General features: G+C 52.9%; 20 protein-coding genes and 1 pseudogene. 15 read left to right on the forward strand and 6 right to left on the reverse strand.

Annotation, left to right across the window (positions count from 1 at the left end; genetic code table 11):
• Positions 1-4: 4 nt before the first annotated feature.
• The 6 genes from pnp (at position 5) to VF639_RS01465 (ending at position 7,395) form a co-directional block, all read left to right on the forward strand.
• Positions 5-2,167 (forward strand): polyribonucleotide nucleotidyltransferase, encoded by a 2,163-nt coding sequence (gene pnp, locus VF639_RS01440; protein ID WP_331144123.1) that lies wholly within the window; start codon positions 5-7, stop codon positions 2,165-2,167.
• A gap of 112 nt (positions 2,168-2,279) precedes the next feature.
• Positions 2,280-3,143 carry a sigma-70 family RNA polymerase sigma factor gene (locus tag VF639_RS01445; protein ID WP_022823752.1) on the forward strand — a complete coding sequence of 288 codons (864 nt, stop codon included), beginning with the start codon at positions 2,280-2,282 and terminating at the stop codon, positions 3,141-3,143.
• 235 nt (positions 3,144-3,378) lie between these two features.
• Positions 3,379-4,326, forward strand: a complete 948-nt coding sequence (trxB, locus tag VF639_RS01450) for a thioredoxin-disulfide reductase (RefSeq protein WP_331144096.1) — start codon at positions 3,379-3,381, stop codon at positions 4,324-4,326.
• 144 nt (positions 4,327-4,470) lie between these two features.
• Positions 4,471-5,595: a M23 family metallopeptidase gene (locus tag VF639_RS01455; RefSeq protein ID WP_331144097.1), complete on the forward strand. Its 1,125-nt coding sequence runs from the start codon at positions 4,471-4,473 to the stop codon at positions 5,593-5,595.
• Between the two features lie 94 nt (positions 5,596-5,689).
• Positions 5,690-6,409 carry a bacillithiol biosynthesis deacetylase BshB1 gene (gene bshB1 / locus VF639_RS01460; RefSeq protein WP_331144098.1) on the forward strand — a complete coding sequence of 240 codons (720 nt, stop codon included), beginning with the start codon at positions 5,690-5,692 and terminating at the stop codon, positions 6,407-6,409.
• Positions 6,410-6,696: 287 nt separating this feature from the next.
• Positions 6,697-7,395, forward strand: a complete 699-nt coding sequence (locus VF639_RS01465) for a membrane-associated protein (RefSeq protein WP_331144099.1) — start codon at positions 6,697-6,699, stop codon at positions 7,393-7,395.
• A gap of 537 nt (positions 7,396-7,932) precedes the next feature.
• On the opposite strand, the gene VF639_RS01470 is transcribed toward VF639_RS01465, so the two are convergent.
• Together VF639_RS01470 and accC are read right to left on the reverse strand one after the other, a co-directional pair.
• Positions 7,933-8,472: a hypothetical protein gene (locus VF639_RS01470; protein ID WP_331144100.1), complete on the reverse strand. Its 540-nt coding sequence runs from the start codon at positions 8,470-8,472 to the stop codon at positions 7,933-7,935.
• Between the two features lie 719 nt (positions 8,473-9,191).
• Entirely contained in the window at positions 9,192-10,697 is a 1,506-nt protein-coding gene (accC, locus tag VF639_RS01475; RefSeq protein WP_331144101.1) for an acetyl-CoA carboxylase biotin carboxylase subunit, read from the reverse strand.
• A 291-nt stretch (positions 10,698-10,988) separates the two neighbouring features.
• Here accC and VF639_RS01480 point away from each other — a divergent pair, with 291 nt between their 5' ends.
• Entirely contained in the window at positions 10,989-12,239 is a 1,251-nt protein-coding gene (locus VF639_RS01480; RefSeq protein WP_331144102.1) for an aminotransferase class I/II-fold pyridoxal phosphate-dependent enzyme, read from the forward strand.
• A gap of 238 nt (positions 12,240-12,477) precedes the next feature.
• Positions 12,478-12,648: pseudogene (locus tag VF639_RS01485) on the forward strand (histone H1); the annotation flags it as partial.
• A 201-nt stretch (positions 12,649-12,849) separates the two neighbouring features.
• Here the strand turns inward: VF639_RS01485 and tyrS are convergent.
• On the reverse strand, positions 12,850-14,160 hold the full coding sequence (gene tyrS, locus VF639_RS01490) for a tyrosine--tRNA ligase (RefSeq protein WP_331144103.1): 1,311 nt from the start codon (positions 14,158-14,160) through the stop codon (positions 12,850-12,852).
• Positions 14,161-14,366: 206 nt separating this feature from the next.
• Here tyrS and holA point away from each other — a divergent pair, with 206 nt between their 5' ends.
• Entirely contained in the window at positions 14,367-15,443 is a 1,077-nt protein-coding gene (holA, locus tag VF639_RS01495; protein WP_331144104.1) for a DNA polymerase III subunit delta, read from the forward strand.
• 659 nt (positions 15,444-16,102) lie between these two features.
• Complete coding sequence (locus tag VF639_RS01500) at positions 16,103-16,369, forward strand: hypothetical protein (protein WP_331144105.1); 267 nt, start codon at positions 16,103-16,105, stop codon at positions 16,367-16,369.
• A gap of 4 nt (positions 16,370-16,373) precedes the next feature.
• Here VF639_RS01500 and VF639_RS01505 read toward each other — a convergent pair whose 3' ends face one another.
• Positions 16,374-16,817: a hypothetical protein gene (locus VF639_RS01505; protein ID WP_331144106.1), complete on the reverse strand. Its 444-nt coding sequence runs from the start codon at positions 16,815-16,817 to the stop codon at positions 16,374-16,376.
• A gap of 229 nt (positions 16,818-17,046) precedes the next feature.
• On the opposite strand from VF639_RS01505, the gene VF639_RS01510 reads away from it, so the two are divergent.
• Positions 17,047-17,472, forward strand: a complete 426-nt coding sequence (locus VF639_RS01510; RefSeq protein ID WP_331144107.1) for a BLUF domain-containing protein — start codon at positions 17,047-17,049, stop codon at positions 17,470-17,472.
• A gap of 28 nt (positions 17,473-17,500) precedes the next feature.
• Here the strand turns inward: VF639_RS01510 and VF639_RS01515 are convergent, their stop codons facing one another.
• Positions 17,501-18,142: an NUDIX hydrolase gene (locus VF639_RS01515; protein WP_331144108.1), complete on the reverse strand. Its 642-nt coding sequence runs from the start codon at positions 18,140-18,142 to the stop codon at positions 17,501-17,503.
• A 204-nt stretch (positions 18,143-18,346) separates the two neighbouring features.
• On the opposite strand from VF639_RS01515, the gene parS reads away from it, so the two are divergent.
• The 3 genes from parS to VF639_RS01530 all read left to right on the forward strand — a co-directional run bounded on the left by parS (position 18,347) and on the right by VF639_RS01530 (position 19,609).
• Positions 18,347-18,811 (forward strand): type II RES/Xre toxin-antitoxin system antitoxin, encoded by a 465-nt coding sequence (gene parS, locus VF639_RS01520; protein ID WP_414654647.1) that lies wholly within the window; start codon positions 18,347-18,349, stop codon positions 18,809-18,811.
• A 2-nt stretch (positions 18,812-18,813) separates the two neighbouring features.
• Entirely contained in the window at positions 18,814-19,272 is a 459-nt protein-coding gene (locus VF639_RS01525; protein WP_331144109.1) for an RES family NAD+ phosphorylase, read from the forward strand.
• 73 nt (positions 19,273-19,345) lie between these two features.
• Positions 19,346-19,609 carry a hypothetical protein gene (locus VF639_RS01530; RefSeq protein ID WP_331144110.1) on the forward strand — a complete coding sequence of 88 codons (264 nt, stop codon included), beginning with the start codon at positions 19,346-19,348 and terminating at the stop codon, positions 19,607-19,609.
• A 150-nt stretch (positions 19,610-19,759) separates the two neighbouring features.
• Here VF639_RS01530 and VF639_RS01535 read toward each other — a convergent pair whose 3' ends face one another.
• Positions 19,760-21,172, reverse strand: coding sequence for a T9SS type A sorting domain-containing protein (locus tag VF639_RS01535; protein ID WP_331144111.1), 1,413 nt, complete (start codon positions 21,170-21,172; stop codon positions 19,760-19,762).
• Positions 21,173-21,382: 210 nt separating this feature from the next.
• Here VF639_RS01535 and VF639_RS01540 point away from each other — a divergent pair, with 210 nt between their 5' ends.
• The gene (locus tag VF639_RS01540; RefSeq protein ID WP_331144112.1) at positions 21,383-24,595 is read left to right on the forward strand and encodes a tetratricopeptide repeat protein; all 3,213 of its coding nucleotides are present in this window, start codon (positions 21,383-21,385) and stop codon (positions 24,593-24,595) included.
• Positions 24,596-24,653 lie beyond the last annotated feature (58 nt).

Here is a 24,653-nt window from a genome sequence, read left to right on the forward strand (position 1 = left end):
GATGATGCCCAACTACAACGCGGTTACCAAACACATTACCCTGCCGGATGGCCGGCAGATTTCCATCGAAACCGGCAAACTGGCCAAGTTTGCCGACGGCGCCGTTGTGGTGCGCCTCGGCGATGCCATGCTGCTGGCTACGGTGGTGTCGCAGCCGAGCTCGCGCGGCGACGTAGATTTCCTGCCACTATCCGTTGATTATCAGGAGAAATTTGGTGGTGCCGGCAAGATTCCCGGTTCGTTCCAGCGCCGTGAAGGCCGCATTTCCGACTACGAGATTCTGGTTAGCCGCCTCGTAGACCGTATTCTGCGCCCTATGTTCCCCAAAGACTACCACTATGAGGTGCAGGTGCTGGTCACGCTGATTTCGGCCGATAAAGACGTACAGCCCGACGCGCTGGCGGCCCTGGCAGCCTCAGCGGCCCTGTCGGTTTCCGATATTCCTTTTGCTGGTCCTATTTCTGAAGTACGGGTTGCCCGTATCGATGGTAAGCTGCAAATCAACCCCAAAACGGCCGATATTGCCCGTGCCGACATCGACCTGATGGTAGGCGCTACCGCCGACTCGGTGGCCATGGTTGAAGGTGAAATGAACGAAGTGAGCGAAGAGGAAATGGTGGAAGCCATTGCTTATGCCCACGAAGCCATTAAAGAGCAAGTACGCGTACAGAGCGAGCTGGCGGCCGAAGTTGAGAAGTCGCACGTGAAGCGCGAGTATCCTAAGTACGAAGAAAACGAGGAGCTGAAGCAGCGCATTACGGCAGCTGTTTATCAGAAAGCGTACGAGGTTGCTAAGTCGGGCAACACCAGCAAGTCGGGCCGTAAAGAGTCTTTTGGGGCTATCAAGAAGCCCTTGCTGGAAGAGCTGCAAGCTGAAAACCCGGAGCTGGATCAGAAGATGTTTGCCCGCTACTACGGCTCGGCCGAGAAGAAGGCTATCCGGGATATGATGATCAAGGAGCGCACGCGCCTCGATGGTCGTCAGCTCACGGAAATTCGCCCCATCTGGTCGGAAATCAACTATTTGCCCGGTGCTCACGGTTCGTCTCTGTTCACCCGTGGCGAAACCCAATCGTTGACTACGGTAGCGCTAGGTACCAAACTCGACGAGCAGATCATCGACTCGGCTATGCAGTCGGGCTACAGCAAGTTTATGCTGCACTACAACTTCCCGGCCTTCTCGACCGGTGAAGTGAAGCCGAACCGGGGCCCTGGCCGCCGCGAAATCGGGCATGGCAACCTGGCTTTGCGCTCGTTGAAGCGGGTATTGCCTTCCGAAGAAGAAAATCCTTATACCATCCGCATCGTGTCGGACATCTTGGAGTCGAATGGCTCTTCGTCGATGGCTACGGTATGCGCGGGCTCACTGGCGCTGATGGATGCCGGGGTTAAAGTTCGGGCTGCCGTTTCGGGCATTGCCATGGGCTTGGTACAAGATAAAGAAACCGGTGACTACGCAGTGCTGAGCGACATTCTCGGCGACGAGGACCACCTTGGCGACATGGACTTCAAAGTTACCGGCACCGAAAAAGGTATCGTGGCTTGCCAGATGGACATCAAAATCCAGGGCTTGAGCAACGAAATCATGACGGCCGCTCTGCACCAGGCCCGCGAAGGCCGGTTGCACATCCTCGGAGAGATGGCCAAAACCATCAACGCCCCGGCTGCTGATTTGAAGCCGCATACGCCCCGCTCGCACAAGATGCTCATCGACAAAGAGTATATCGGTGCGGTTATCGGGCCCGGCGGTAAGGTTATCCAGCAGATTCAGAAGGATACCAACGCTACGGTTATCATCGAGGAGAAGGACGAGAAGGGCCACGTGAGCATCTACGCTTCCAACAAGGAAGACATGCAGGCCGCTATCAGCCGGATTCAGGCCATTGCCGCCACCCCGGAAGTAGGCGAAACCTACAAAGGCAAAGTGCGCAGCATTCAACCCTACGGGGCTTTCGTGGAAATCATGCCCGGCAAAGATGGCTTGCTCCACATCTCGGAGGTGTCGCACGAGCGGCTGTCGGCTCTCGAAGGCGTGTTGGAGGTAGGGCAGGAGATTGACGTGAAATTGCTCGACATCGACAAGAAGACGGGCAAATATCGTTTGTCGCGCAAGGTGCTTTTGCCGAAGCCGGAACGGGCCGCCGAACAGAACGGTACCGCTCAATAACAAACCGTCGAACTTTCGCGGGTATCACTACGTTGCTATCAACTAATTGATACCCGCAGAAAGGGTTTCAGATGCCTATTAATTCAAGAAATACATACTTCTCGCGCCCGCAATGAGACAGTTAAAAATCAGCAAGCAGATTACCAATCGCGAAAGCCAGTCGCTGGATAAATACCTCCAGGAAATTGGTAAAGTGGATCTGCTCACACCCGACGAGGAGGTGACGCTGGCGCAACGCATCAAGGAAGGTGACCAGCAAGCGCTGGAAAAACTCACCAAAGCTAATTTGCGTTTCGTGGTATCGGTAGCTAAGCAATATCAGAATCAGGGTTTGTCGTTAGGAGATTTGATCAACGAGGGTAACCTTGGCTTGATCAAAGCCGCTAAGCGTTTCGATGAGACCCGCGGATTTAAATTTATTTCTTACGCCGTTTGGTGGATTCGTCAGTCTATTCTGCAAGCCTTGGCCGAGCAGTCGCGCATTGTGCGCTTGCCGCTCAACCGGGTAGGTTCGCTCAATAAAATCAGCAAGTCGTTTTCCGAGCTAGAGCAAAAATTCGAGCGTGAACCTTCGCCCGAAGAAATTGCCGAAGTACTGGAATTGACGACGTCGGAAGTGGTAGATACCCTGAAGATTTCGGGGCGCCACGTTTCGGTTGATGCGCCGTTTGTGCAAGGCGAGGAAAACCGCCTGCTCGACGTGCTTGAAAACGAAGACGAAGAGTCGCCGGATACCGGCCTGATGAATGACTCACTCCGCAAAGAAGTGCAGCGCGCCCTCAGCACGCTCACCAAGCGCGAAGCCGACGTCATTACGTTATATTTTGGCCTCAACGGAGAGCATTCGCTTACGCTCGAAGAAATTGGCGAGAAGTTCAACCTCACTCGCGAGCGGGTCCGCCAAATCAAAGAAAAAGCAATCCGCCGTTTGCGTCACACTTCGCGTTCCAAAGCGCTGAAGCCTTACCTGGGGTAATTTTTTTACCCCCGCAACAAACAACCCCGGCCCTCGCGTTGGGGTTTTTTGTTGCGAAATAAAGCGCCTGGTACTTCCTTATCAAGAAGGAAATTAAGTGCTAGCGGTAGTTGTTGTAGTACCAGAGAGGCGGCAACTCAACAGAACAGAGTGCCACTCCACTCTACTCGCTTACCTTTGCCTTCCCAACTCATCATCTTACGGCGCAAGCAACAGCGTGCGTCACTTCACTCTCATGGCGAATAACACCCCGGAACACATAAAGTGTCTGATTATTGGCTCCGGCCCGGCTGGTTATACAGCTGCTATTTATGCGGCCCGCGCCAACCTGGCGCCCGTGATGTATCAGGGCCTGCAGCCCGGCGGCCAGCTTACAATTACCAACGACGTGGAGAACTTCCCAGGCTATCCGGATGGCGTGATGGGACCGGAAATGATGGAAGACCTGAAAAAGCAGGCCACCCGCTTCGGCACCGATATCCGCTATGGCATTGCCACGGCCGTGGACTTCTCGGGCCACCCGCATAAAGTTACCATCGACGAAAAGGTGGAGCTGACGGCCGACACGGTTATCATTGCCACCGGGGCTTCGGCTAAGTGGTTGGGCCTACCCTCGGAGATGCGCCTCAACGGCATGGGGGTATCGGCCTGCGCCGTGTGCGACGGGTTTTTCTATCGGAATAAGGATGTGGCTATTGTAGGAGCCGGCGACACGGCTGCCGAAGAGGCTACGTATCTGGCCAATTTGTGCAGCAAGGTGTATATGATTGTGCGCAAAGGAGAGATGCGCGCTTCGAAGATCATGCAGAAGCGCGTGGTTGACAACCCTAAAATCGAGGTGTTGTGGAATACTACAACCGATGAGATTCTGGGTGAGCACGCCGTGGAAGCCGTGCGGGTAAAAAACGCGCTTACGCACGAAACCCGCGAGTTGGCCGTTGATGGTTTCTTTGTCGCCATTGGCCACGAGCCCAACTCCAAGATATTCCAGCCCTACTTGCATCACGACGAGCAAGGTTACCTGAAAACCCTGCCCGGCACCGCCAAAACCAACGTGGACGGCGTGTTTGCCTGCGGCGACGTGCAGGATTTCACCTACCGCCAAGCCATTACGGCGGCTGGCTCGGGCTGCATGGCGGCCCTGGACGCGGAACGCTTCCTGGCAGCCCTCGGCGACCATTAAAGTGAAGGAGTGAGTGAGTGAAGTAGCCTACGTCTGCGTATAGTCGCGCCATGCGCGCCAATAGGGGTCGTAGGCTACTTCACTCATTCACTCACTTACTCCTTCACTTATTCACTCATTAATTTTTCGCTCTTGCTGAATTTTTTGAAACACTGGTTGCTGCCGCTGCTACTGATCGGGCTGTTCCTTGGCTTGCCCGGCCAATTGCAGGCTCAGCGTCGTCCGGTGCCCAAACCCAAGGCCAAAGCTGGTACTACCACCAAGCGCAGCGACTTCTTTCGGCTTAAGTCGCCTACCATCCGATACGTTCGCCCCGACACGACTATTCTGATTGAAACCGAAGAGCTGCCGGATGATGCATCTGACGCGGCAAAATCTATCTTCTTCAATCCGGCCAAAAAGCTTTCCATCGTAAGCGAGGACACCTCGTCGTTGAATGAGGGTGAGCAGCGCATTGTGGAGGTGAAAGAGGAAGTCAAGATAGATTCGTCCTGGATTCAGGTAGCCGGCTATTATGCTATCTGGGATACGCACAACATCAACCCATACCGGGTAGATGGCCGGCGCATTCGCGACACCCTCAACCTGAAACTGACGGAACCAGACAAACAGCGCTACGCCAAGATGCCTCTGATAAAGACGCCCTTGACTTCGGATTTCGGCTTCCGCGGCTACCGCTGGCACTACGGTGTAGACCTGGACCTGGAAACCGGCGACTCGGTGAAAGCCGCTTTTGATGGCGTGGTGCGCATTAGCAAGTGGGACGGGTCTGGCTACGGTAACTACCTGCTCGTACGCCACTACAATGGTATCGAGACGCTTTATGGGCACTTGCAAAAAGCACTTGTAGCGCCAGGTACTTTTGTGAAGGCTGGGCAACTGATCGGGTACGGCGGTAGCACCGGCCGCAGTACCGGCTCGCACCTACACTTCGAGGTGCGCTACGAGGGCAACCCCATCGACCCGGAAAGGATGTATGACTTTCCGGATTACAAGCTCATAAAAGACAACTTTCAAATCACCTCGGCGCTGTTCACCTACTACAGCAAGTCGTTGAAGTACCGGGGGGGGAGCGTTCCGGGAGCGGCTAGCGGTAGCAGCAGCCGCGGCCGCCCAACAGCCGCCCGACGGGTAGTCACGCACAAAGTACGAAGCGGTGATACCCTATCAGAAATTGCCGACAAGTATGGGGTATCCCAAGCGCAGCTCCGACGGCTGAATGGAGGTACGGCTGTCCTGCGCATCGGTCGGTCGTTGCGGGTGAAGTAAGGTGAAGTGCTTGATGGTTGAATTGTTAACTGGTTGGCCGTTCAACAAGCATGTAGAACAATTAACCATGTAATAATTCACTCATTCAACACCAATGAAACTAGACATCCTGGCCCTGGGCGCACATCCTGACGATGTGGAAATGTCGGCTGCTGGTACCCTGGCGGCAGCCGTGGCGGTAGGTAGGAAGGTGGGAGTGGTCGATTTTACGCGTGGTGAGCTAGGTACACGTGGTACGCCTGCCATTCGGGCGCAGGAGGCAGAAGCGGCCAGCCGCATCCTGGGCTTGAGCGCCCGCGAAAACCTAGGTTTGCCCGATGGCTTTTTCCGTAACGACCGGGAGCACCAGTTACCCGTCATTGCCGCCATTCGCCGCTATCAGCCCGAAGTAATACTCTGCAACGCCATCCACGACCGGCACCCCGACCACGGCCGCGGCTCCCAACTCGCCTCGGAATCGTGCTTTCTGGCTGGCCTGCGCATGATCGAAACCCTCGACCACGACGGCCAGCCCCAAGCGCCCTGGCGGCCCAAGTACGTATATCACTATATCCAGGACCGCCAGATTCCCGCCGATTTTGTGGTGGACATTACGGCCCATTGGCCGACAAAGTGGGAATCGATTCAGGCCTACCAAACGCAGTTTTTCAACCCTAATATCGACGAGCCAAGTACTTATCTCTCCAGTCAAGAATTCAGCAAATTCATGGAGGCCCGCGCCCGCGAATTTGGCCACTTGATAGGAGTGGAGTTCGGAGAGGGCTTTACCCGCGAGCGGACGCTAGGCGTGCGGCAAGTGACGGATTTGATTTAAACTTGAATTGCCCTGGTGACAGCCCTAGAAGCAAAATGCCCGGCCGTATGGCGGGGTATTTTGCTTCTAGGGCTACTGGTATGAGATGGATTATAAAGTCTGATTTTGATTATTTATTTCAGTGCTAGGAGCTATTTGAGCTAGTATCAATAAAAAACGAGAAGTCTAAAGGATGCTTTATTTCATAAGGCAAACACAGCTTATTAGTGGTACTTCCCGCATCGTTTCAGGGCTTCGGATCTGGTTGCACGCCCTGGACCGATAGTAAACCACTAATAATCTATTCCATGGAAAGCACAGCCGCCCGTTTACCGCTAGGATTAAAACTGCTATTCACCGCTTTTTTGGCTGTTATGGTGCCCGTGTATTGGACCAACTACGGACCAACCAACTTTCTGTACTTCTGCGATATTTCCTTGCTGCTCTGCCTGATCAGCCTGTGGACGGAAAAGAAGCTGCCGGCCTCTATGGCAGCAGTTGGAATCTTGCTGCCGCAGGTGCTTTGGTGCCTTGATTTCCTGGGGGAATTGTTCGGCGTGCATCTGGTCGGGATGACAGCGTACATGTTCGATCTAAACCGTTCTTTATTTCTGCGCGGCTTGTCGTTTTTTCACGGCTGGTTGCCGTTCCTGCTGGTGTTTCTGGTGAAACGCCTAGCCTATGACCGGCGGGCGCTCTGGGCCTGGACGGGTCTGGCATGGGGGCTGTGCCTGGTAGCTTACTTCTTCCTGCCGCCCGCCGGCGCCGTAATGCCCGACCCCAAAATTCCTGTCAATATCAACTACGTGTACGGCTTCGATGATGCGCATCCGCAAACCTGGCTACCGGCTCCAGTGTATTTACTAGGTTGGATGGCCGCGCTGTTCCTGGTGGCGTATCTGCCCACGCATATGGTGTTGCGCAAGTGGCTGGGCACCAAACCAGCGAAACCAGAGCAGGTTGTCAGTGCTTCGCAGCTTATGTTGGCCTCTTCGACGAAAGGATAATTCAAGGTATAGTGAAAAGAAAGGACCCGGCTATGGCAGCCGGGTCTTACATTCCTCCCAACCGATTTTGCTCCACACCTAACCGGTAGCGGCCAGCGCATCAGTTGTCCCTATAACTGGCTTTTTCTCTTCCAGCAAAAAGGCAGCTAGCAAGTCAGCTAATTTGGCCATTTTTCATCCACAGAGCGGAGTTCGAGAAGGCTTCACCAGCGGACGCCGGGAGTGCGCCAAGTGATAGATTTGGTTTAGATTGCTATACTTTTGGTTGGCCTACTTGTTGGGGAAGCTTTCATATAAATCGTGCGATATTTATTTTTTTTTTGAAGTATACAACTGTCACTTTAAGCTGAACCTCTATTGCTCATTTTTTTATTGATATGTCGTCAATAAAAAAATAATTAATTAAAATACCCTTTTTTGCTAAACTGTTGTTTTCAGCGGTTTTAATGGACTTCTCATAGTCTTTATAGCTATATTTATTTCTAGGCAAGCCTATTCCAATGTAATTATAATTTGTATTCGCTTTTATTTCAGAAGTTAATGTTTGCCATAAGTGATTTTTGCTCTCAATTTTAAGACCTTTATAAAATTACTATTAACTACTTTTTTGTTTTTTAATACAGGTTTATTTTTAAAAAAAGAAATATAAATAGAGTCACTAAATATGTTTGATGAATCAGCTAAGGATGCGAATAAAGTTATGCTGAATTTATCCCCTTTGATTAAGGGGGTTTTAAATTTCGAGAAAATCATTTCATTAATTAGATAATTCTTTTTGATATTTATTCCTCTACTGTAGTGTAATAGACATAAACCTGCTTGAGCATTTCCAGAATGTGCTTTCCTATATCCTACAAAATTATGAAGCACATCAATAGAATCGTGATAAGCTTCAGAACACTTATTGAAGTAGTCCGGCGTTTCCTCGTTTCCAAACCACTCTTTAGCTAAATATATTTCTCCTAAATCAGTAGGGCAGCCATTCTTATGCTCAAAACTTCCATTTAGCAAATAATCTTGGCTAAAAGCACTTTGCTTATCAAGCAAAAAAACAAGTAAAAAGAATAGTAGTTTCATTTTAAGGATTGGAATTTTTCTTGTTAGCATATTACGCACTCTTACTCTGGTTCTCACGTTAGGCTTAATAGATATGATGTTTGCGTTATTTAAAATATTTACTTTGCTAAACTTGTCAATGCTAATTTTACTACTTGATCTTGTTGCTGGAGGTATAATCGTTCGTATGTTGATGGTGAAATGCTGTCCTGTATATTTAAAACGAACAGAGATAGAGGGATCACCAAAAATAGTCTGATTACCTCTGTAATTATAATTTGACTTGCTGAAATTACAGCAAAACTTATTTTTTTAAATGATCTCCAAAGCTATTGTCATTGTTAAAGAAAAAGCCTGTATTAAATACTCTGCCCGATGACATTGTATTTAATATATTACTATATAGCGGTTTTGCAAACCGTTCACTCAGTTGTAGAGATGCAATATTTTGCGGCTCCTCCTTGCTGACACTGCCTACCCATTGTTCTATTTGACAGTGAAACCACAACGGGCAACCTGATGGGTGAACCGTTCACGAAACCGCTATAATAAGTTCTCTTTTGTAGAATGCCGGTAAATTTATTGCTGGCACTTATAGGCCGCCAATATTGACCATTTGATTTGACCTCTCCTTCTCCAAAAAATCCTGGATGTCTAAGCTTTCCCAACAAGTGGGCCAACCAAAATTAGAGTGACAGGCGAAAAGCCTATTCAATTTAGCCTAATCTATCAGGAATTGTCTACCGCACTCCCAACCGGTTCCGCTTCCAGGCCGAACCGGTAGCGGCCGGCGCATCCGGAGAAGCTACTGCTGCTGGCTTCTTGTCGTTCATGAGCATGGCGGCTAGCACAGCGGCTATTTTGGCTGTGGAATCATCTAGCTGCTTTGGTTTGAGCGCATCAGCGGGGAAATGGTCGCGGATGAAGTTGGTGTCGAAGTTCCCGCTCACGAAGGCGGGGTGTTCGAGCACGTAGCGGCCGAAAGCAAGGGTGGTTTCGATGCCGGTAATCCGGTACTCGGTAATGGCGCGGAGCATGCGGGCTATGGCTTCCTCACGGTCTTTACCGAAGGTTACCAGCTTGGCAATCATGGGATCGTAGTAGATCGGAATTTCCATGCCTTGCTCGAAGCCATCGTCGACGCGGACGCCGGGGCCCTGGGGGCGCACGTAGGTGCTGAGGGTTCCGATGTCGGGTAGGAAGTTGTTTTGGGGGTCTTCGGCGTACACGCGCAGCTCCAGGGCGTGGCCGGTGATGGTTAGGTCGTCTTGCGCGAAACTCAGCGGCTCCCCTTGCGCAACCTTAATTTGCTCTTTTACCAGGTCGAGGCCGGTAATCTGTTCGGTGACGGGGTGCTCCACCTGGAGGCGGGTGTTCATCTCCAGGAAGTAGAAGTTCTTGTTCTCATCGAGCAGAAACTCCACGGTTCCGGCGCCGGTGTAGTCGCAGGCGCGGGCCACGTCCACGGCGCACTGGCCCATAGCGGCGCGCAATTCGGGCATAAGCACCGAAGAAGGCGCCTCTTCAATCACCTTCTGGTGGCGGCGCTGAATGCTGCATTCCCGCTCAAATAGGTGCACGATGTGGCCGTGCTCGTCGCCAAGTACTTGAATTTCAATGTGCCGGGGCGAGCCTATATATTTCTCAATGAACACGGCACCGTCGCCAAAAGCCGACGTGGCTTCGGATACGGCCAACTGCATCTGCTCTTCAAACTCGCCTTCCGAATTCACAATGCGCATGCCTTTGCCGCCACCGCCAGCCGAAGCTTTTATTAAAATAGGAAAGCCTACTCCGCGGGCTATGCTTTTAGCGGCCTCCACATCGGTAATAGCTTCTTCGGTGCCGGGCACCATCGGAATGCCGTACTTCGATACGGCAGCTTTGGCGGCCAGCTTCGAGCCCATCAGCTCCATGGCTTCGGGCGAAGGTCCCACGAAAATCAGCCCGGCATCCTTCACCATACGGGCGAAAACCGCGTTTTCACTCAAGAAGCCATAGCCCGGATGAATGGCATCGACGCCTAGCTGCCGACAGACCTCCAGAATTTTGTCGCCGCGCAAATAGCTCTGTGCGGAGGCGGGCGGACCCACGCATACGGCCTCGTCGGCGTAGCGCACGTGCAAGGCATTGCGGTCGGCTTCCGAGTATATAGCTACGGTTTTGATGCCCATCTCGCGGGCCGAGCGCAGAACGCGCAACGCAATTTCACCCCGGTTGGCAACGAGCAGCTTGGTTATTTTCATCGGTAAGGGTTGGTTGCTGATGGTTGATTGTTGCTGAAAACGGGAGCGGGTTGTTTGATGAACGCCCAACAACCAGCAAATAATAAGCAACAATCAATAAGAGGCACCAAAGAAACGCCTTTCCAACGGCTCCGTAAAACAGCTTAGTTGATTAGTTGAGCAACAATAAGCGGTGAAAGACATTCTTTAAGCGACTAATTTTATTGGATTGCCATAACTTTGTACATTATCGGAGGGTTAAGTGCAAACTTATACTCTTCGTCTTCTTTTTCACTTTTAATCTGTTCCCTCGTGGATCTTTTCGAAAAGATTGCCGCGAACCGCGGCCCCCTGGGCAGCCACTCGCACTACGCGCACGGCTATTTCACTTTTCCTAAGCTGGAAGGCGAAATCAAGCCCCGCATGATTTTTCGCGGCAAGGAGGTGCTTACCTGGAGCCTGAATAATTACTTAGGATTAGCTAACCACCCGGAAGTGCGCAAAGCAGACGCCGAGGCCGCCGCCGAATACGGCATGGCCCTGCCGATGGGAGCCCGCATGATGTCCGGCAACTCCAACCTGCACGAGCAGTTGGAGAGCGAATTAGCCGACTTCGTGCAGAAGCCCGACTGCATGCTCCTCAATTTCGGTTACCAGGGCGTGGTAAGCATCATCGATGCCATGGTGAACCGCCACGATGTGATTGTGTACGACGCCGAGTCGCACGCCTGCATCATCGACGGAGTACGGCTGCACCAAGGCAAGCGGTTTGTGTACCCGCACAACGACATGGCCAGCCTGGAGAAGCAACTGCAGCGCGCCAAACGCATCACCGACGAAACGGGCGGGGGTGTCCTCGTTATTACGGAGGGGGTATTTGGCATGTCGGGCAACATGGGCGACTTGCGCGGCGTCATCGCTTTAAAAGAGAAATACGAGTTCCGTTTGTTCGTTGACGATGCCCACGGTTTCGGTACAATGGGTGCTACCGGGGCTGGAACGGGCGAAGAACAGGGCATGCAGGACGGCATTGACCTTTATTTTTCGACGTTTGCGAAGTCAATGGCGAGCATTGGAGCCTTCGTAGCGGGCCCTGAGAACGTAATTGAATATTTGCGCTATAATATGCGTAGCCAAATTTTCGCTAAAAGCCTGCCAATGCCGCTTGTAGTGGGCGCAATCAAGCGTTTGGAGCTACTGCGGACTTGTCCGGAGCTGAAAGACAACCTTTGGACCGTGGTACGGGCGCTGCAAAGCGGTTTGCGCGAGAAAGGCTTCAATATCGGCACGACGCAGTCGCCAGTAACGCCCGTGCTGCTGCAAGGGCAAATTCCCGACGCAACCCAAATAACCTTCGATTTACGCGAGAATCACGGTATTTTCTGCTCTATTGTGGTTTATCCGGTAGTACCAAAGGGCGTCATTATGTTACGCCTCATCCCAACGGCGTCCCACACGCTCGGCGACGTGGCACAGACCATTACCGCCTTCGAAGCAGTGGCCGACAAGCTCAGCAAGGGTTTATATTCCAAGGCAGAGGTGCCAGCTGGACTTCAAGCCTAATAATTGCTAAAATCATTAGAGGTCGGAAACCCGTAGGGTTTCCGACCTCTTTTTTTGTATTATAGTAAGAGAGCGGGTGGGGCGGAAGGTCTGGAAAGTAGGGCTGGTAAGGTGAAAATGTGCCTCTCAAGCGGCCTAGGGGGCTTTGAAAAAAAGTTGAGCTGTTGCTTGTATTTGAAATCCCTGTATATTAGGCCCCAACAAACCCATTGTTTCATTCCTCTCAACCCCATCAAACATGAGCAATTTTAGTGAACTCAAGGACCTTGTAATGGGCCTGGAAAGCGACTTCGAGAAGTTCTACGACAAGAAAAACTCGGCCGCTGGCACCCGTGTTCGTAAAGGCATGCAGGAACTAAAAAACCTAGCGCAGAGCATCCGCACGGAAGTACAGAACACCAAAAACACCGCTGCTCCTGCTCCGGCCGCTGGTGCTAAGGCTGCTCCTGCTGCTAAAAAGGCTGCTGCTCCTGCTGCTAAGAAAGCCGCTCCAGCTAAGAAGAAGTAAGCACACCATAAAATAAACGCGGCGAATTCCGAAGCGTTTGTAAAACAAAAGGCCCTGCCGGTATTCGGCAGGGCCTTTTTTGTGGCGGTAGTTACTGTCGAGCTATACTAGCTTAATTAGGAAATAGTTCTTCTTGCCCCTCTGAGCCACCAGGTACTTATCTAGTAGAGGTGAAATATCAGAGGCCATTTGGTCGACCGTCATTTTTACGCGGTTCAAACTAACGCCCCCGTTTTGAATCAACTTTCGGGCTTCTCCTTTCGAAGGAAAAATAACCCCGTTGGTAGCTTCGCTCAGCAAATTTATTACGCTAAGGTCCGTAAGTTGGGCACGGGGTACTTCCACCTGAGGTTCGCCGGCAAATACGTCAAGTAAAGTGCCCTCATCAAGACTGCTTAGCTCGCCACCTCCGAACAGCACCTGCGAAGCGGCCGCGGCCGCTTCGTAGGCTGCCTCCGAGTGCACCCGAATAGTTACGTCTTTGGCCAAGGCCTTCTGCAACACGCGTAGGTGCGGAGCCTGCGCGTGTTCAACTTCCAGCGCTTCAATCTCCGGCTGCGTAAGCAGCGTGAACACCCGAATCAGACGGGGTACATCAGCGTCGGTGGCATTGAGGAAGAACTGGTAGAACTGGTAGGGCGAAGTCATGGTGGGGTCGAGCCACACGTTGCCACCTTCAGTTTTGCCGAATTTCGAGCCGTCCGCTTTCGTGATGAGCGGTGTAGTGAGGGCGTAAGCGCGGGCTTCGCTGCCTGCCAGGCGCCTGATTAGTTCGGTACCGGTGGTGATGTTACCCCACTGGTCGGAACCGCCCATCTGCAAGGTGCAGTTGAGGGTGCGGTAGAGGTGGAGGAAGTCGTAGCCTTGGAGCAGCTGATAGCTGAACTCGGTGAAGGAGAGGCCGTCGGCCCGTTGATCGGGGCTATCGGCATCTTGATGGCCTAGGCGTCGTTTCACGGAGTCTTTGGCCATCATATAATTTACGGTAAGGTGCTTGCCCACCTCGCGCAGGAATTCCAGAAAGTTGAATTCCTTGAACCAATCGTAGTTGTTGACTACTACGGCAGCGGTGGGGCCGGGTGTGAAATCAAGGAACTTCTCCAACTGCGCTTTAATGCCTTCCTGATTGCGCCGTAGCGTTTCCTCGTCTAGTAGGTTGCGTTCAGACGACTTGCCCGAGGGGTCGCCAATCATGCCGGTAGCGCCGCCTACTAGGGCCACCGGCCGATGGCCAGCGCGCTGCAAATGCACCAGCAGCATAATAGTAGCCAAGCTGCCAATGTGCAGCGACACACCGGTAGGATCGAAGCCAATATAGCCCGAAACAGGCTGTTGCGCGGCCAGATGTTCGGCGGTGCCGGGCATAGCATCTTGCAGCATGCCACGCCAGCGGAGTTCGGAAAGTAAATCCAAGGTCAATGATAAATGAGGAATGAAGAATGAGGAACGAAGCTGATGGAAGGTAGCTAACACCACATCGGGCATATGATACAGGGCAGCTTAATTCTCTGAGAGCAGTCAGCAAAGGTAATAAGGCCGCCGTACCTTTGTTGGACAAGAATAGGGGGGCGCATTACGTGCCCAAATTCTTTATTGCTCATTTTTTATTCTTAATTGAATTGACTCTTTCCGCCGACGAAATTCTGAAGCAGCTCCAGCAGCGGCAGTTTGCGCCCGTGTATTTTCTGCAAGGGGAGGAGCCTTACTACATCGATTTAGTAGCTGACACACTAGAGAAGAGCGTGTTGCAGGAGCACGAAAAGGGTTTCAACCAAGTGGTGCTCTACGGCAAGGACGTCGACCTGGCCACCATCTTGGGCCAGGCCAAGCGCTTTCCCATGATGGCCGACCGATCGGTGGTACTCGTAAAGGAAGCACAGGCAGTAGCCGATCTGGAAGCCGAGAAGTCATGGCCGTTTCTGGAGGCGTACCTGAAGAATCCGTTGCAAAGCACGGTGCTGGTGTTTTGCTACAAGCACAAGACGCTCGACGCCCGCAAAAAGCTAGGGAAGCTGCTCACTGGCGACAAAAAAGAGCCTAGCCCACCCGGCACGGTGCTCATGACCAGCAAAAAGCTCTACGACAACCAAGTAGCAGGCTGGCTTACGGGCTACGTGCGCAGCAAGCAGCGTACGATTACGCCGCAGGCCACGGCCATGCTATCGGAGTACATAGGGGCCGAACTAGGACGGCTAACCAACGAGGTAGACAAGATGCTGCTCAACCTGGCGCAGAACCAGTCCATCGATGAGGACTTGGTGCAGCGCATGGTGGGCATTAGTAAGGAGTACAACATCTTCGAGCTACAAAGCGCCCTCATTCGCCGCGACGTGCTGAAAGCCAACCGGATTTTGCTCTACTTCGAGGCCAATCCGAAAGTAAATCCGCTCATCCCGAACCTGACGCTGCTGTTCAATTACTTTTCCCGGCTGCTGGCCTTGCACCAACTACCCAATCCTACCGAGGCCGATTGGAACCGCCTGAACCTGCGCAGCACCTTCGCCCGCAAAGACTACCAAACTGGCCTCAAAGTATTTCCCTTTGAGCGGACCCGCTCCATTGTGCACCTCATCCGCCGCGCCGACGCCCAAAGCAAAGGCATCAATAGCGGCTCGATGACGGACGGTGAAATCCTGCGGGAACTGGTGTGGCTAATACTACATCCTGTGCCACTGCAGGCTGTAATAGGAGGGTAATCCGGCGAGCGACCTTTTTCTTTTCAGTAAGAGGGTATTGTTGTTGAGTAAACAGTAGAGTGATGGAGTGCTTTTCTTGATAAAACTTTATGCTTCAAAAGTTCAGCAGGACGTCTTGGGGCCTTTTGGACACGGCATTGAATTCTAGATAGATAAGATACATGCCCCCTATAAGTGTCGAGCTTGCCAGATTCCCTGTTCTCTCGTCTTAAGGACCCATAACGAGTGGAAAACTAATAAAATACTAGAATTGTACTAGTCACGGGCTTATTGAACTTTACCTTTTTTGCGGATATGAGTTGCCATATGTTTGTGGTTCTAAACTATGTTCTCTATCGTCATGCAGTTAGTCCAGCCAATCTCCTCGCAGGCACTCATTACTCCTCAATCGGCGTCGCTTCCTCTTTTAGCCTTAGCCTTATTGATAACTCAATCAGGCATTCCGATTGTAGCTAGTCCACAAGCGCCACGCTTAGGCCTGGCAGCTTAAAGCTGGTCTTTTACTTTGCACGACGGGAAGGACAGAGGCTAAGTAAAACAGCTTCAATTAAATGCAAAGTGAGCTAACCAGGCAATGGTGGGGCACCAAAATAGTGGGCTTGTTAGCTGGTAGTAAACATCTGGTATGTTTATTGCAAAAGCCTCGGTAAAACCATATCATGACCGAGACCGAAGTAGCCTTCCGTGCCGCTCTGCACGAGGAAAAATTCTCTACTGCCGCCGTGTTGCTGTCCCAGCTAGTGGAAGCTGATTACGAGAAGAGCACTCATTTGACGCCTGTGCAGATTCTGCGCTTACAGGTGGGCTGCCAACAGTTATTAGTGCAGCGCCCTGAAGTAGGAGCGGCCGCCTTAATTCAAGCTGCCTACACCTATTTGCCCGCGCAAAACCGGCAAGCGGCTGGGGTACCCCAGCCTCAGGTATGAAATTTCAGTGCTTGACATGCCGCGTTTTTGGTGCATGGTTAGGAACTTGGGCTGCTAACAACCAGTCTACGGCTTCGGCTTCTTGCTCGAAGAATCGATAAACAGGCAAGTGCCTCCGACGGCTATAGTCATTGCCGACGGCGGTAGTGTCGAGCCGGGTCAGCATATCGCGGGAAAGGATAATGGCCCCGTAGTAGTAACCTGCATGCACCGCGCGCGGAAGCCAGTCGACGGACACCCAAGCGGATGCGGCCACGCTTAGTGTGCCGCGGCTATTCTGGTGGAATAGTATTTTCCGCCATTGCCGATGCTGTAAGGCGAGCAGTAACTGCTCCATTAATTCCTTGATCCTTTCATCGGGTAGATAATCATCCCGCCAATCCAGGCGGAGGTATTTTTCTGCTGTGTGCTCGCTCAAGCTGCCCGCTGCATTTTCAAAAAAAGCCATCTTCCACTGTTGAGTTTACTTCCATTTTAGTCAACCAATCATAGACCTCTATGGTTGGTGAATTTCAATAAAAAGCCATTATTTTATCTCTTAGCCCCATATGCTAACGTAAAGCAATACTTGAGTTATAGGTTGCCCGCTTGGCAGAGCCCGTATAGAGCATAGGCGGAACTACTCGGATTTCGTTCAGGTTTCTAACTAACTTAGAACGGCCTAGTTTCTTCTCGTTATGCACCATCTCATTTACAGCAGTTCCGCCACCCACCCGCTTTCCGATAAAGACTTGCAGGACCTCCTTGCTAACGCTCGGCTGTACAACGAGCGGCAGGGTGTGACCGGCCTGCTGCTTTATCATGAGGGGCAGTTTATGCAGCTACTGGAAGGCGAGGAAACCACTATACGCGCCCTATACGGTGTTATCGCGCAAGACCCGCGCCACACGAGCGTGCTCAAGCTGGCTGACAAGTATATTGAAGCACGCAGCTTTCCAGAATGGGCCATGGCCTTCCGCCCACTCGATGCCGATGCTTTTGCGCAGCTAGAAGGGTATCGGACACCAGCCAGCTTAAAGCTGGCGCCGCAAGGGCTAAGCGCCGCCGACGCACTACTGCTGAATCTGATGCGCCAGTACATGCTGCCCGACGAGAAAGCTTGACGAGAAAAGGACCGTCGTGTGTGCTGCTCTAGTCACACAAGGTGGGCAAATCTGGCTGGCGCGCAAACTCAAACAACGTAGTGAGCTGCGAAGCCGTTACCCGGTCCGCTGACAACGATAAGCCAGAAATTTCCTCTTCCCGGAACCAGCGCCCACCGGTTGTTTCGGCGGTATCGGTGAGTAAATGGCCACCCGTAATTTCGCAGAGCACAAATGCTTTGTACACGTACCACGGTTGCGGTGGGTGCGGGTGATTCTTTTTGTCGAAGAGGGCCAAGAGGCGATGGGCTGCTACGTGGTAACCGGTTTCTTCGTGAGTTTCCTTAACGGCTACTTCAAAGGGTGTGTAGCCTACGTCGGCCCAACCGCCTGGTAGGGTCCAGTTGTTGGCATCTACTTTTTCCTGCACCAGTAAGATTTCCTCGCGCCCCCGAAACAAAACGGCCCGTACATCCACTTTAGGCGTTTGGTAGCCAGTCTCAGAGGCAAATAGCCGCGTGATTTTCTCCAGCGGCTCATTGTCGGCCGATAGCTCCTGCAGCAGTTGCACGCTAATCGCCCGAATCTCTTCGTAGCGTTCTACATCATAAACATTTTGAGTATAAGCCAGGCCGGCTTGCGCCAGTGCTTGTAGGCGTTGAGCATGGTAGAGAAGGGTAGTAGCAGTCATGAGCTAACTGAATAAGGGGCAAGCATGCAATATACTGGCAGCTAAGCAGGGTGCCGACATTTTTTGATGGTTTTCATACAACTATTGGCACTCCGGTTGGGCTGACGCTTGGTGCAAGAAAGCGGGAGAGAGGGAACTAAAGGGAAAAATTTCTTCGTTATTTGGAAAAATTTCCATAGCTTCAACCGAAGACTCTCAACGAACATGGCCTCTCAATCGGTTGTAAAAACGAAAACCAGCACGGAGCTTCCTGTTCCGCTGCGGAAAAAATGGGCCGCCTGGAGCCGGACGGGTCAAGACTCGTTTGCACTTGTTATGGCCGCACGCAAAGGGCTGCCCGCGGCCACTGCTTTTGAAGTAGCCGATGCGTTTCAGTTGCAGGCCAGCCAGCTGGAAGCAATTTATGAGCTATCGACCAAAACGCTCCGGACCTACACGCAGGAAAACCGCAACCTGAATGCTTCCAGCAGCGAGAAGACCCTTAAGATTATTGCGCTCTACGAAATAGGAGTGGAAATTTTCGGTGACGCCGCCGCCTTCCTGCGCTGGCTGAGCAAGCCTGCGCACGGCCTCGACGGCGAAGTGCCGTTGCGCCTGCTCGAAACCAGCGGCGGCATTGACCTGGTAGAAGAGGAGCTAACCCGCATTGCCTACGGCGACCTGGCGTAGCCATGCTGGTGTACCGCATCTGTCTAGCCAAGTACGCCGATGACTTGTTTGCGTCGGGTCGGCGCGCGCGCTGGAACACGCAAGACAAATTCGTAATCTACACAGCGGCTTCGCGGGCTCTTGCCTGCCTCGAAAACGTGGTGCATCGGAGCGGTGAGGGCCTTAATGATGCATTTCGGGTGCTCGTTATTGAGGTGCCCGACGACGTAGTAGTGGAAGAAGTAACCGTTGCGCAACTGCCCGTAGGTTGGGAGAAAGCCAGCCGCTATGCTCTCTGCCAGCCTCTCGGCGACGCTTGGTACGAGCAGCGTCGTGCGGCCGTCCTTCGCGTTCCGTCCTCGATTATACCACAGGAATTCAACTACATCTTGCACACCCGCCACCCCGATTTCAAGCGGCTTCGTATTGTGGCGCGCGAAGAATTCGGCTTTGATTCCAGGATAAAGGCAGCTGTGGCGTAAGCTTCAGCTTGTCTTGTACCGTAGCATACCTGAAAACCGACCGTTTCATAACATCAACCCCGGTTATACCCTCATGCAAGTCCTCGACATCATTGTCATATCGCCCACAGAAACCTTCTTGGTCGGCCACCTCGAAGGCACCGTCAAGCCCGGCCCGTGGGAGCTGCAAGTAAACGGCGAAACGGTGGCGACCCTCGATGTAACGGGGGAGGCGCAGATAGAAGCGGGCCGCAAGGGTAAACTCGCGCCGCCGCGCGTGCTGGTCTGCCGCAAAGCGGTAGATAAAAGCAACATCGACTTTACGCGGGATGAGGTGACGCTGGTGCGGCTTGGGTAGCTTAGAGTATCTGCTGCTACGCACTGGATGAGCTGAGCGGCTGAAACAGACCTGTTTCTGAAACGCAGGAATAGTTGCGCCTATCAGCCGGTCAGCCCGATTGGCAGGCACAACATTGGCGGCTAGTCGGAAAGTGAGGTGCTAGGATAGTTATTTAACCTGTAAAGCGCGGACTGTCTGATGGTATCGAGCATCTGTTATTAATGCTCGATACATTCCGGGCGCTAGGGTGCTAACAGAGAAACTTTGGCTACTGGACTGAAGAAGGTGTATCGCTATTGTTTGGCCTAGCGTATTCACAAGTTTTATTTGAACCGGAAAAGTGGCATTTGGTAGTTCAGCGTTTACTGTTCCGGCCGCAGGATTTGGATAAAGTGCAACTCTGCTCAAGGCAGTAGGTTGCCGGGTAGAAAGTGCTGTTTGATTGAACAAGACAGCTATTTCCCCTAACGAGGTTGAGGGGTTAATCAGTACAACCAAATCGGGTTTGCCATTGCCATCTACATCACCATTTGCTAGGTCTATTACGGGACCAGCCATACTAATGCTCACTGGGGCAGCAAAGGCCGCATTTCCCAGATTGCGGTAAATCAGTATGGCATCGTCGCCCGAAGCAACAAGGTCAAGATTACCATCATTGTCGAAATCGATGGCAGTCAATCTTCTAAAACTAGTCGAGCCATTTTTTGGGTAAGGAATTTGTTCTAAACTGCCAAACTGACCATTTCCTATACCGCGTCGCAGGTAGATAGTATTGGTTCCGTAAGGCGACAGAAAATCATCTAGCTGGTCCCCATCTACATCAGCAAGATAGTTGTTGAGTCCAGCTGTACCTGACGGATTTGCCCCATTAACTGCTGCTAGGCTATTATTGATAGAGCCCGTATTGATGTAGGTAACACATGATCCTCCATACAGTCCTACTACCGACAAATCAGGACGAGAATCAGTATTGAGCCGGCCAACTGCTACTGATTCGGAGTAGGTGTTACTGAGCTCTTGAGTTGTGAATTGCCCGTAACCATTATTGTACAGCAATTTTAAGCCGCCGCCGCCCACAACCAAATCATTTCGACCGTCGCCGTTGAAGTCAGCAACAGCTAAGTTATTGCTTTGTGGATAAGAGAATGAACTGATCAGGAGGGTTCCAGCTGAAAAAATGGAATTGCCAAGATTGGTGAAGAGGGTCACGCAATTGCCGCCGACCACAACATCCGGACGGGAATCCCCAGTAAGATCCGTTATTTCAATATAGCCCGCACATGAGCTTGAGCTAGAGATAGGCCAAGAAACAGGAGCTGCAAAGCCTCCTGCTACCGACTGAAGCAACGTAAGATATTGATTATTAAGTCTAGGCGCTGCGCCCACAGACAAGAAGATGTCTGCTCTGCCATCGGCATTTATGTCTTTCACAGCTACATGATGAGGAATGGAGCCGCTAAATCCTTTGGAATAATAGGTTGCTGGACTGAAGGTAAGTCCTTGGCTATAAGTGGTACTGCCTGACAGCACGAAGCCCCAGAAAATAGTAGCCCGTAAGTTGGGGTAGAAAGGTATTAGCATCTGATAGTGGATTAGAGTAGGACAATGCACTAATGTATTAAAACATCGCATCAGCTCTATGTCCCAACTGCAAAAGCAACAATGCCATAAATAACAGGGTCGTTGTGATAAGAGTAATTCACCTGTATCTAGCCTAGCTGCAACCCGGCCGAACTTTTCGCTACTTTTGGCTATTCCGGCCCAACAGGCCGTTTCCCGTAACGCCGAGCAATGAAGTTTATACCCCGGATTGCGCTGGCCGCCGCCCTCAGCGCCACTGCCCCGCTAGCCGCCCAGGCGCAGCAAACCCAGGTGTTCGCCAACGACGAGCGCCATTTCCAAGAAGGCCTCGAACTCTTCGACCGGGGCAAATACGGCGCCGCTCAGCAAGCTTTCCAGCGCTATACCGAGCTAACCCAGCGCCGTACCGGCGAGCTAGCCGCCGGCCGTACCATCGACGCGGAATACTACCAGGCCGTGGCTGGCCTTTACCTGTTTCACCCCGATGCCGAAGACCGAATTCTGGCTTTTGCTGCGCAGAACCCGGCCCACCCCAAGGCCGCCGTGGCGTTTTTCGAGTTAGGTAAGTTTTACTTCGACAAGAAGGATTACGCCAAAGCCACCGAGTACCTGCAGCGCGTGGGCGCCGACAACCTTTCGGGCGAGCAGCGGGCCGAAGCCGAGTTCAAACTTGGCTACAGCTATTTCGCTCAGAAAGAGTTCGACAAAGCCAAGCTGCAGTTCGACCGCAACAAGCAGGGGCAACACGAGTACCGCTACGCCAGCTCCTACTACGCCGGCTACCTGGCCTACCGGGCCGGCGACTTTGCCGGGGCCCGCAAAGACTTGGCCGTGGCCGAACAGAACGATGCCTACCGCCCCGTAGTGCCGGCCGTAATGAGCCAGATTTACTACAAGGAAGGCGACTTCGACGGCCTCATCGACTACGGCAGCAAAGCGCTAACTCTAACCCCGCCGCCGCAAAGTGCCGACGAAATCCAGCTGCTGGTAGGGGATGCTTACTATCAGAAGAAAGATTTCAAGACGGCGGCCACCTATTTCAACAAGTATGCTGCGGGCCGCAAGAAGATCGAGCCGGCGGTGGAGTACAAGATCGGGTATGCCAACTACAAGCAGGGCGACTATAAAGGCGCTATCGGCAGCCTGAAGAACGTGGCCGCCCGCCGCGACTCGCTTGGCCAGAATGCCGCCTATCACTTGGGGCTGAGCTACCTGCAAACCAATCAGAAGCAGCTCGCCCTCAATTCGTTTGATGCCGCCCGCCGGCTAGGCTACAACCGCACCATCAGCGAAAACGCCGCCCTCAAGTACGCGCAGATCCAGTTTGAGCTCGGCAATACGCCGGAAGTAATTGCGGCCCTAAAAGACTTCAACAAGAAGTTTCCTCGCTCGAAAAACCAGACAGTGGCCGACGACATTCTGAGCGAGAGTTTTCTGAACTCCTCCGACTATGCGCAGGCCCTCAACTACCTCGACAACCTCGACGACCGGAGCAGCAAGCTGAACGCCACCTACCAGCGCGTATCCTACCTGCAAGCCGCCACCCTCTACAATAACGCTCGCTACTCCGACGCGCTGCCTTTGCTCGATAAAAGTTTGAAGTACCCCGAGGACGACGCGCTGCGTGCCGCCGCTCAGGTGCTGAAAGGTGAGATTTACAGCGTGGGCCAGCAGTATCAGCCTGCTATTACGGCTTACACTGCCGCCGCCCGCGCGGCCCGGCAGGGGGGCGTAACGGCCAGCGAAAAGGACTTCGAGCAGAAGGCGCGCTACGGCCTCGGCTACGCCTATTACAACACGCAGCAATACGAACGGGCCCGGCCGCAGTTCCAGGCCTGGCTGAATGACCCCGTAGCCAAACCCGCCGACCCCAACTACTACGACGTAACCCTGCGCCTAGCCGACACCTACTACGTAGCCAAAAACTACCAGCAGGCCCTTGACCTTTACAACAAAGTAATTGCGGCCAACGCCACTGACAAGGATTACGCCTACTACCAAAAGAGCGTAACGCTCGGGTTGATGGGCCGCCGCGACGAAGCCGCTAGCACCCTGAGTACCTTGCTGAAGACCACGCCCAACTCGCGCTACGCCGACGATGCCGTGTACCAGCAAGCCCAGCTCGACTACGAGGCCGGCAACTTCCAGCAGGCCGCCGATGGCTTTACCAAGCTCATTGCCAACCGGCCCAACTCCACCCTCATTCCGCAGGCGCTGCAGAAGCGGGGCGTGGCCTATGCCAACCTGGAACAGCACGAAAAAGCCGTAGTGGATTTCAAGCAAGTGCTCAGCGCCTACCCCCGCACCAAGGCGGCCAGCAGTGCTATCTACAACTTGCAGGAGAGCCTATCGGCGCTCGGCCGCACCGAGGAATTCGACCAGTACTTGGCGCAGTTCAAGCAACAAAACCCCGGCAACAAGGCCACCGAAAGCGTAGAATTTGAAGCGGCCAAGTCGTTGTATCTCGCTGAGAAATATGCGCAAGCAATACCGCGCCTGGAGTCTTACTTGAAGCAGTACCCCGACAATACCCTCGCGGCCGATGGGCGTTATTTTCTGGCTGATGCCTTACTGAAAACCGATAAGAAAGCCGAGGCCTTGCCTAAGCTGAAAGCGGTAGTGGAAGAAGGTAAGTCGGAGTTTGTGAACCGGGCCGTGGGCCGGGTGGCGGAGTTGGAGTTTGAAAATAAGAACTACCCCGAAGCCATCAAGTACTACAGCCGCCTGCGCGAAGTCTCGCAAAATAAGCGCGAAGTAGCCAATGCTGGCTTGGGTTTGATGAAGAGTTACTACGAAAGTGCCGACTACGAAGGCACCCGCCGGGTAGCCGCCGAGCTGCAAACCCAGGCCGCCTCGCCGGCCGCTACCAATGCGGCGCTGCTCTACCTCGGTAAAGCCAGCTTGAAAGCCGGCAACCTCGACCAAGCCATAACCGAGTTAAACACGGCGGCCACCACTGCCGCGGCCGACGAGAATGGGGCCGAGGCGCTCTACCTTGTAGCCGATGTTTTGTTCCAGCAGAAGAAGTACCCCGAAGCCCTGGATGCCGCCTACAAAACCAACGCCTCCAACTACGAGGTGTGGCAGGGTCGCGGCTTCCTGTTGATTGCCGACATCTATGCCGCGCAGGGCGAAGCCTTCCAGGCGCGCGCCACCCTCAACTCCATCATCGACAACAAATTTCCGCTAGTCGAAATCATCGAAGGTGCCAAGCAACGGCTGGCAGCACTGCCCACCGAAACGCCCGCTGCCGGCGGCACCAAGACCCCGACCAAGACTACGCCGGCCAAGCCTGGTACCACGAAAGCCACCCCCGCTACGAAAGGCAAAACAGCTGGCCGCAGCTCCCTTGTACCTTCCACTGAGCAGCCTACCGACACCATTACCAACCGCACTGATGCTCCGGTTGGGCAGGAGGAATAGGAGTTAACTACTTGGCCTGAATAGGAAATAAACCATTGAATAGTAATTGCTTGCCTTA

Origin of the sequence: Hymenobacter sp., assembly GCF_036387835.1 — a bacterium.
Classification (GTDB): Bacteria; Bacteroidota; Bacteroidia; order Cytophagales; family Hymenobacteraceae; genus Hymenobacter.